This window comes from Streptomyces sp. NPDC054841 (assembly GCF_053611045.1).
This window is the reverse complement of the sequence record NZ_JBSGZO010000384.1, coordinates 1-8,264: the sequence shown is the minus strand read 5'-3', so window position 1 is coordinate 8,264 and position 8,264 is coordinate 1. Positions and strand designations below refer to the sequence as shown.

Sequence of the window (8,264 nt, the reverse complement as noted above, 5' to 3'; positions counted from 1 at the left end):
ACCTTCGTGTCCGCGCTCTCGGACAGGCACGGCGTCGGGGAGTCGCCGGGCGGCGAGGACGGATCGTCCGGACCGGGTGAGCTGCTCGGATCGTCGTCCGACGGGGAGGGCGAAGGCGGTTCGGCCGAATCGGAGGGGTCGGTCGACTCCTCGGGAGGCGGACACGTCGGAGTGTCGCCGGTACCGCCGTCGTCGCTTCCGCCTGTGTCACCCCCCTCACTGCCTCCGCCGGGGTCGATCCCGGTGCCGGGGGCGGGCGGCCGGCCCGCGTCGGTGGGCGGCGGAGCGGGGGGCGGCACGGGGTCACCGCCGTAGGCGTCACGGCCCCCGGCGGCATCGCCCGTGCCACCGGAGCCCGCGCCGCCCGCATCGGACGTACGGTCGTCCGTCGTCCCCTCGCCGTGGTGCGGCGGCTCAGCACCGGTCGGTGCAGTGGACGGCGCCGCGGTACGCGAGGGTTGCGCACTCGGCATGGACTCACGCCGGTGGTTCTGCTCCTGTCCGCAACCGGACATCAGGAGCAGGGCTGCCACTGCCGCCAGGGCGTGAAAGGACTTCCTCGAAAGCACCATCAATCGCCTCCCCCGTTACATGCATGGTAGAGCCAACGGGCGCGGCGCACCCGTTGCCGACAACCCAACATGGCTTGCGGCAACCGGGGTTGGTGCCGGGGGGGTGCGGAAAGGATTTACTCGAAGACGGACGCGCAGGTCGTCGGCTGCGCGTGCGCCGGGTCCAGCGCGTTGGCCACCTCGTGGAATGCGATCCGGTCGAGCAGCCCGATCGCCACGTGCTCCGAGAGGTCAAGGGCGCACAGATCCTGGAGCGTCACGTTGCGGACGTCCGGTCCGTCGAGGAACCCGGAGCGGTACGGGGTGACGACCTCGTCGTACTTGGTGGCGATGACGGTGTAGCGGACGCCGGGGACCGTGTCCCCGCCCGCGTTGAGCTTGGTCAGGAACGCGGAGCCGGTCATCTGGTCGGCGAGACCCGGGGTCTTCGAACTGAGCAGGTCCGCCGCGCCCGGGAAGTACTTGAGCAGGCCGGTGAGCCCGTTGAGCGTGGTGCCGTGGTTGTCGGGCGCCAGGCCGATGAGGGCGTTCACCTTGTCCGCGCCGCCCAGGAACTTGAGGTAGTGGCGCGGCATCATGCCACCCTGGGAGTGGCCGACCAGATCGGCCTCGGCGGCTCCGGTCGCGGCCAGGACTTTGTCGACGTACGCGTCGAGTTGCTCGGCCGACTTCTCGATGGGGCCGAGGCCGTGGAAGAGCGGTACGCCGGGCAGCTGGCCGTAGTCGAGCGAGAAGACGCAGTAGCCGCGCTTGACGAGGTACGGCGCGAGGGCGAGCCAGTTGTCCACGGAGTTCCCGAAGGTGCCGTGGACGAGGACGACGGGGCGGGGGTGGGCGGCGGACGGCTTGCACGAGTAGTTGTTCCATCCGCTGCTGGGCTCGGCGGCGGTGGCGGTGGCGGTGGCGGCCGGAGCGAGTCCGATCGCCACCGCCAGCAGGGCGGCGGTCAGCGGTCTGAGGGCACGCTTCAAGGACAGCATCGTGCGTTCTCCTTGCGGCTCAAGGGAATTGCGAGGCTGATGTGGGGATGTGGGGATTCACCCTGCGGCCCGGACCACAAGAAGAGGGCTGTGCTCATGTCAACGTACGCGCGAGTAACTAAAGCTGGGAAGTTACGCGTCGGTAAAAACTGAAGAACCGTCAAGATCCGTGTCTGTTCGGTTACTCACAGGCACAGCATCGGGTCGGCAAGCCTCTGAAGGCCCGTGGAAGGCTCACGATGAGCCCATGGAAGACTTCCCCGGCGGACTGTGCACGGGGCTACGCGGCGAGCGAGCCAGGAATGACCGCCCGCGGGCCGTACTTGGCGCGAGCCCGGTCGGCCACCGCCTCCAGGCGGCGGGCCTTCTCGTCGGCAGGGTCGAAGGTGAGCTGATGTGCGGCCCGCTCGGCGGGGATCAGCCCTTCGGCGCGGAGCGCGAGGGCGCGCACCCGGGCGCGCTGCAGACCGAGCGCGTCGAGGAGCCGGTACGCGGCGCCGGTGAGCGCCGCGGAGTGCGCGGTCGGCTCGGTCAGGGCGCGCGACCTGGTGGTCGTGGTGCGGTCGGCGTAGCGCACGGTGAGCGTCAGCGAGCGGCACACCTGGCCATCACCGCGCATCCGGGCGCCCAGTTCCTCGGCGAGCGAGAGCAGAGCACGACGGTGCCGGTCGCGGTCCAGTTCGTCGCGGGGGAAGGTGCGTTCGGCCGCGACGGAGCGTGCGGCGGCGTTCGGGACGACCTGGGTGCGGTCGAGGCCGTGGGCCTTCTCGTACACCTCGCGCCCGGCGCGCGCGCCGAGGATCCGCTGCAGTACGGCGAGGGGCGCGGCGGCGACCCGGTCGACGGTGTCGAGCCCGTATCCGCAGAGGGCGCGGGCCGTCGCGGGCCCTACGCCGTGCAGCGCGGCGACCGGCCGCCCGGCGAGGAACTCCACCGCGTCGCCCACGACCAGGGTCGCGCCGGGCCCGGCATCCCGCGCCGCCATCCTGGCCAGCAGCGGGTTCGGGCCGGCGCCGATCACACAGTCGGCCCCGTACAGGGCGAGCGCCCGTACCCGTATCACGGCGGCGAGCCCGGCGGCATCCCGCCCGAAGTACCGCAGCGCGCCCCGCACATCGGCGAGCGCACCGTCGGGCCCCACCGCCTCCACCACCGGGGTGAACGCCCCGAGCAGCCCGAGCAGCCCCGCGTACGCGGCCGCGTCCGGCGCCGCCCCGTCCGGCCCGCGGAACCGCAGGTACAGAACCGATGCCTCTGTCGTCATCCCGCGCTCCCCGGACTCTGGTGCCACAACTTCCTCACCGCAGCGGTTCCCTCACCCGCGGGCCGGAGATCCGCCCAGGCGTTCATCTCGTAGCCGGTGGACATGCGGATGCTGCGGCCGGCAACCGGAGCGGTACCGGCGGCCGGGCCGGTGGACGCGTCCGCCGCGGCCAGCCGCTGAGCCACCGCGTCCAGACCGCCCGTACGCCGGACCTCGATCAGGTCCGCGAGGTTCCACGCGGCGGAGCCGACCACGCTGAGGCTGCGGGGGCCGCGGCGCTGGACGACGCCGCGGACCAGCAGCAGCCAGGAGTGGAAGACGGTGTGGGCGCACGCTTCGTGGCTGTCGTCGAAGAAGGCCAGGTCGACCAGGCCCGTTCCGTCGTCCAGGGTGGTGAAGATGACCCGGCGGCCGGAGCGGATCGGCGGGGTCTGGGTGGCCGCCTTGGCTCCCGCGACCAGCACCGTCGCCCCGTGTTCGACATCGCGCAGGCGCTTCGCGGGGATCGCGCCGAGTTCGTCGAGGAAGACATGGTGGTCCGCCATCAGATGGCGGGACGCATCCATGCCGAGGATGCCCAGTTCGGCGCTGAGCCGCTCGGCCTCGTTGAGGTCGGGCAGCCCGACGGACGCGGTCCCGCGGCCGCCTCCCAGGGGCAGCTGGCCACCGTGGGAGGCCAGGCCGCGCTGTGTACGGTGCAGTTCGGCGATGTGCAGCTGCAGATCGCGCCGGTTGGCGCCGAACGCGTCCAGTGCGCCCACCTGCGCGAGCCGTTCCGCGACCGGCCGCCCGGGACGGGCCCGCTCCCAGAAGTCCAGCAGCGAGGAGTAGGGCTGTCCGGCCTCGATCCGTGCCGCCTCCGCCTCACTGATGCCGTGGATGTCGGAGAACGCCAGCCGTAGACCCCACACCCCCTTCTCCCTCTTCTCCCCTTTCTCCCCCTTCTCTCCGGACGCCAGTTCGATACGGTGAGCGACCGCAGACCGGTTCACATCCAGCGGCAGCACCGGCACCCCCCGCCGCCGCGCGTCCGCCAGCAGCAGCCGCTTCGGGTACATCCCGGGGTCGTGCGTGAGCAACCCGGCGTAGAAGGCCGCGGGGTGGTGCGCCTTCAGCCACGCCGACTGGTACGTCGGTACGGCGAAGGCGACCGCGTGCGCCTTGCAGAAGCCGTACGAGCCGAACGCCTCGATGATCTCCCAGGCCCGCGCGATCACTTCGGCCGCATATCCCTTCCGTTCCGCCTGCCGCGCGAACCACGCCTTGATCTCCCCCTGCGACTCCGGATGGGAGAGCCCGCGCCGGACCCGGTCGGCCTCGTCCCGGCCACAGCCGGTCATGATGTTCACCATCTCGATGATCTGCTCGTGGAAGACCACCACTCCGTAGGTCTCTCCCAGAGGTCCGGCCAGATCGGGGTGCGGGAAGCGGACCGGCGCCCGTCCGTGCCGGGCCTCGATGAACGGCCGCACCATGTCCGCGGCGACCGGCCCCGGCCGGAACAGCGAGATGTCGACGACCAGATCGTGGAAGGTCGCGGGCTGCAGCCTGCCGACGAGATCGCGCTGGCCCGGCGACTCGATCTGGAAGCAGCCCAGCGTCTCGGCCGAGCGGATCAGCCGATACGTCTCCGGGTCGCCCGGCGCCACCTGCTTCGGGTCGTCCAGATCGAGCCGGTGGCCCGTCGCCCGTTCGATCTCGGCGACGGCGTGCGCCATCGCGGACTGCATCCGTACGCCCAGCACATCGAGCTTGAGCAGCCCGAGGTCCTCGACGTCGTCCTTGTCGAACTGCGACATGGGGAAGGGGGAACCTCCCACGCCCGGAGGGCTGTGGGGGACTTCACCGCTGGTCGGCATCACCGGCGTACGCCGCAGCAGCGAGGAGTCCGAGATGAGCACCCCGCACGGGTGCATGGCGACGCCGCGCGGCAGCGCGTCCAGTCCTTCGACCAGCTCCCAGAGCTTGCCGTACCGGCCCCCGTCAGGCCGGTACTCCCGTGCCACCTCGCGCAGTTCGGGCAGCTCCTCCATCGCCGCGCGGGCATCGCGGGCGCGGATGTGCGGGAACGCCTTGGCGAGCCGGTCGATCTCGGCCGGGTCCATGCTCAGCGCGGCGCCCACGTCCCGGATGGCGTGCCGCACCCGGTAGGTCTCGGGCATGGCGACGGCCGCGACCCGCTCCTCGCCGAAGCGGTCGATGATCGCGCGATACACCTCCAGCCGGCGCGCGGACTCGACGTCGATGTCGATGTCGGGCAGCGCGAACCGGCGCTTGGACAGGAAGCGCTCCATCAGCAGATGCTGCTCGACCGGGTCGGCGTGCGCGATGCCGAGCAGGTGGTTCACCAGGGATCCGGCGCCGGAGCCGCGCGCGGCGACCCGGATGCCCATACGGCGGACGTCGTCGACGACCTGAGCGACCGTCAGGAAGTAGGTGGCGTTGCCGTGGTGGGCGATGATGTCCAGCTCGGAGTGCATCCGCTCCCAGTACTCACGCGCTTTCGGCATCCGGTCGTAACCCCGCAGCACCATCCCGGCGGCGGCACGGGAGGCGAGGACGCGCTGCGCGGTGCGCCGGCCGGCGCCGACGAGATGCGGCTCCGGGTAGTAGGCGTACCCCATGCCCAGGTCACCCTCGGGGTCGACGAGACACTCGGCGGCGGTCTCCTCGGTAACGGCGAGCAGCCGGTGCGCCGCGTCGCGCCGCCATCCGGCGGCCTCGGCGATCAGCTCGGCCGCGCGGCCCATGTCGTCCGCGCCCTTGAGCCAGCGCTCACCGCTGTCGAGTCCCCTGGCCGGGTCGACCGGGACGAGCCGGCGGGCCGCGTCGAGGACGTCCGCGACTGGGCCCTGGCCGGGGTCGGCGTACCGTACGGCGTTGCTCAGCACGGCCCGTACGCCCTGCTCGGCGGCGAAACCGGCGGTGCGGGCGGCGAGCCGCAGCGAGCCGGGGCCCGTGCCCGCCAGACCGTGGTGCACGGCTTCGAGGCGCAGTGCGTCGCCGTACCGCTCCCGCCAGGGCGCGAGCAGCCGGGCGGCCAGGTCGGGGCGGCCGGCGGCCAGTGCCCTGCCCACCTCGGAGGCCGGCCCGAGCAGCACGGTGAGTCCGGCGGGGCCCCTCAGGGTGGGCCAGTCGACGGAGGGCCGGCCGTCGGCGGTGTGGGCGGCGGTGATCAGCCGGCAGAGCTCCGCCCAGCCGGCGGCACCGTCGCGGGCGAGGAAGGTGACCCGGGGTGCGGACTCGTCGATGAAGGCTCCGCCCTTGGCGGGTGTGCGCCGTCGCGCGGCGGCCGTGGGCGCGTGCTCCCGTACGGCGAGCTCGGCGCCGAACAGCGGGCGCACTCCCTCCTTGACGCAGGCCTTGGCGAAGCGGACCGCGCCCGCGAGGGTGTCGCGGTCGGTCAGGGCGAGGGCGCCCATGCCCCGTTCCGCGGCGCGCTCGGCCAGCCGTTCCGGATGCGAGGCCCCGTACCGCACGGAGTATCCGGACGCGGTGTGCAGATGCGTGAAACCGGGCACCCGCACCTCCTGGATCAATCCGTTCTCACCTCCCCGCCTCCACCATAGACCAAGTTTCGAACATTCGTGCGATCCCGGTGGGGCCGGGCGGGGCATCCGTCGTTCGACCCCGCCCCACCTGCGCACATACCTGGTCCGGTGCTGGGTGCGCTGCCGGGCGGTGTGGCGCGCTGTGGAGCCTCGGACAGGCCCTGGGTCTCACGGGCCGGCGAGGCACCCACCGGCGACGCGGGCGGGGCCCCGGGCGAGGCGGGCGGGGCCCGGCGGCCGGTGGAACCCCGCCCCGCCGGGGTGATCAGACCGCGTGCACCACCTCTCCGCCGACCGCAACGACCTCCGCGACCGTGCCGGGGACGTCGTCGGAGGCGCACCGCAGGATGTCGCGGGAAAGGACGACGAAGTCCGCGGCCTTGCCGACGGTCGGCGAACGGGACCGGACCGGCTTCGCGCCCGGCCTCGACGTGCCGGGCCGCGCGTCGGAACTCCTCGCGCTGCTCGACGGGTTGAGCACCCGGGTGGTGCTGGGGCAGCGGGGCGCCGACCGGCGCCAGGCCCTCGCCTCGGCCCGCTCGGCGGGCGGCGCAGCGGCTGGCCGAACGCACCCGGGCCCAGCCGGTCGAACGCGCCTGAGCCCGGCCGGCCGAACGCACCTGAGCCCTCCCCCGGTCTGCGGTGCCTTCGGGCGAATGTCGGGCCCGGTACGTTGGCCCGGGCGCCGCCGGTGGTACTAGTCGGGGCGATGCCCAGGCCATCCGCACAGCGACGACACCGGATCCGCACGGCGCGCCGCGCGGTGCGCGGTCCCGCCCGCCCGGTGTCCCGCTCCCCCGGGGAAGCCGCCGGGCCGAGTACCGGCCCAACGGTCTCCCCCGTGCTGCGGATCGCCGCCGCGTACGCATGGCGGCTCCTGGCGGTCGGCGCCGTCGTGTACGCCCTCTTCATGGTCCTCGGGCGCTTTCACGAGATCGGCGTCGCCGTCTTCCTCGGTCTCGTCGTCACGGCGATGCTCCGGCCGGTGGCCGATCTGCTGGCCCGCCGGCTGCCGCGACCGCTCGCCGTCACCGTGGCGCTGCTCGGCAGCATCGTCGTCGTCCTCGGCATCCTGGCCCTCGTCGGTGAGACGGTCGCCCATGAGCGGGTCACACTGCAGCGGGAGTTCGGCGCCGGGATCGGCCGCATCGAGAAGTGGCTGGAGCAGCCGCCGTTCCGGCTGAACCCCGAAGCCCTCACGGACCTCCAGTCGAGGATCGGGAAGTTCCTGTCCGAGCACCGGTCGAAGCTGATCAGTACGGCGCTCAGCGGCGCGGGCCGGCTGGTGGAGGTGCTGACGACGTTGGCGCTGGCACTGTTCTGCTCGGTCTTCTTCCTGCACTCGGGCGACCGGCAGTGGGGCTGGTTCTGCGAGCAGTTTCCGGTGCCGGCCCGGGACCGGATGTCGGTGGCGGGGCGCGCGGCATGGCGGACGTTCACCGGATACACCCACGGCATCGTGCTGGTGGCGGCGACCAACGCGATCCTGGTCGGGCTGGCGCTCTTCGCCCTCGGTGTCCCGTTGGCCGTGCCGCTGGCACTGCTCGAGTTCTTCGCCGCCTTCGTCCCGCTGATCGGCTCGCCCATCGCGCTCGCCGTCGCCGCGATCGTGGCACTGGCGGCCAAGGGCCCGGTCATCGCCGGGGTGGTCATCGCCCTGATCGTGATCATCGGCCAGATCGAGGGACATGTGCTGCATCCGGTCGTGATGGGCTGGGCCGTCCGGCTGCATCCGGTCGTCGTGGCGCTCTCGGTCATCGGCGGGGCCATCGCCGCCGGGGTGATCGGCGCCGTCGTGGCCGTACCGGTGGTGTCCGTGATCTGGGCGGCCCGCCAGGCGCTGCGCGCCACGCACGACCAGGGCCTGTCTTCTGGATCAGGCCGGGCTGATCCGGCC

The 8,264-nt window shown here is 72.7% G+C and carries 5 protein-coding genes and 1 pseudogene; 1 reads left to right on the top strand and 5 read right to left on the bottom strand.

Features of this window, described 5'->3' with window-relative positions; genetic code table 11:
* From ACWGI8_RS33940 to ACWGI8_RS33920, 5 genes and pseudogenes are all read right to left on the bottom strand, one after another.
* Nucleotides 1-572 (bottom strand): annotated as a pseudogene (locus ACWGI8_RS33940) (hypothetical protein); the annotation flags it as partial.
* 116 nt (nt 573-688) lie between these two features.
* Nucleotides 689-1,552 (bottom strand): esterase/lipase family protein, encoded by an 864-nt coding sequence (locus tag ACWGI8_RS33935; protein WP_453666872.1) that lies wholly within the window; start codon nt 1,550-1,552, stop codon nt 689-691.
* A 280-nt stretch (nt 1,553-1,832) separates the two neighbouring features.
* Nucleotides 1,833-2,816: a DNA polymerase Y family protein gene (locus tag ACWGI8_RS33930; protein ID WP_453666870.1), complete on the bottom strand. Its 984-nt coding sequence runs from the start codon at nt 2,814-2,816 to the stop codon at nt 1,833-1,835.
* Entirely contained in the window at nt 2,813-6,355 is a 3,543-nt protein-coding gene (locus tag ACWGI8_RS33925; RefSeq protein ID WP_453666868.1) for a DNA polymerase III subunit alpha, read from the bottom strand. Before ACWGI8_RS33925 ends, ACWGI8_RS33930 begins: the two co-directional genes overlap by 4 nt.
* Nucleotides 6,356-6,632: 277 nt before the next feature.
* Complete coding sequence (locus ACWGI8_RS33920; protein WP_453666866.1) at nt 6,633-6,848, bottom strand: hypothetical protein; 216 nt, start codon at nt 6,846-6,848, stop codon at nt 6,633-6,635.
* 228 nt (nt 6,849-7,076) lie between these two features.
* On the opposite strand from ACWGI8_RS33920, the gene ACWGI8_RS33915 reads away from it, so the two are divergent.
* A partial coding sequence (locus ACWGI8_RS33915) for an AI-2E family transporter (RefSeq protein ID WP_453666864.1) occupies nt 7,077-8,264 on the top strand: 1,188 nt, incomplete at its 3' end.

Bases quoted from the DNA above. Each gene is read 5' to 3' on its own strand.
- ACWGI8_RS33930 (WP_453666870.1), bottom strand. From the start codon at position 2,816: ATGACGACAGAGGCATCGGTTCTGTACCTGCGGTTCCGCGGGCCGGAC.
- ACWGI8_RS33935 (WP_453666872.1), bottom strand. From the start codon at position 1,552: ATGCTGTCCTTGAAGCGTGCCCTCAGACCGCTGACCGCCGCCCTGCTG.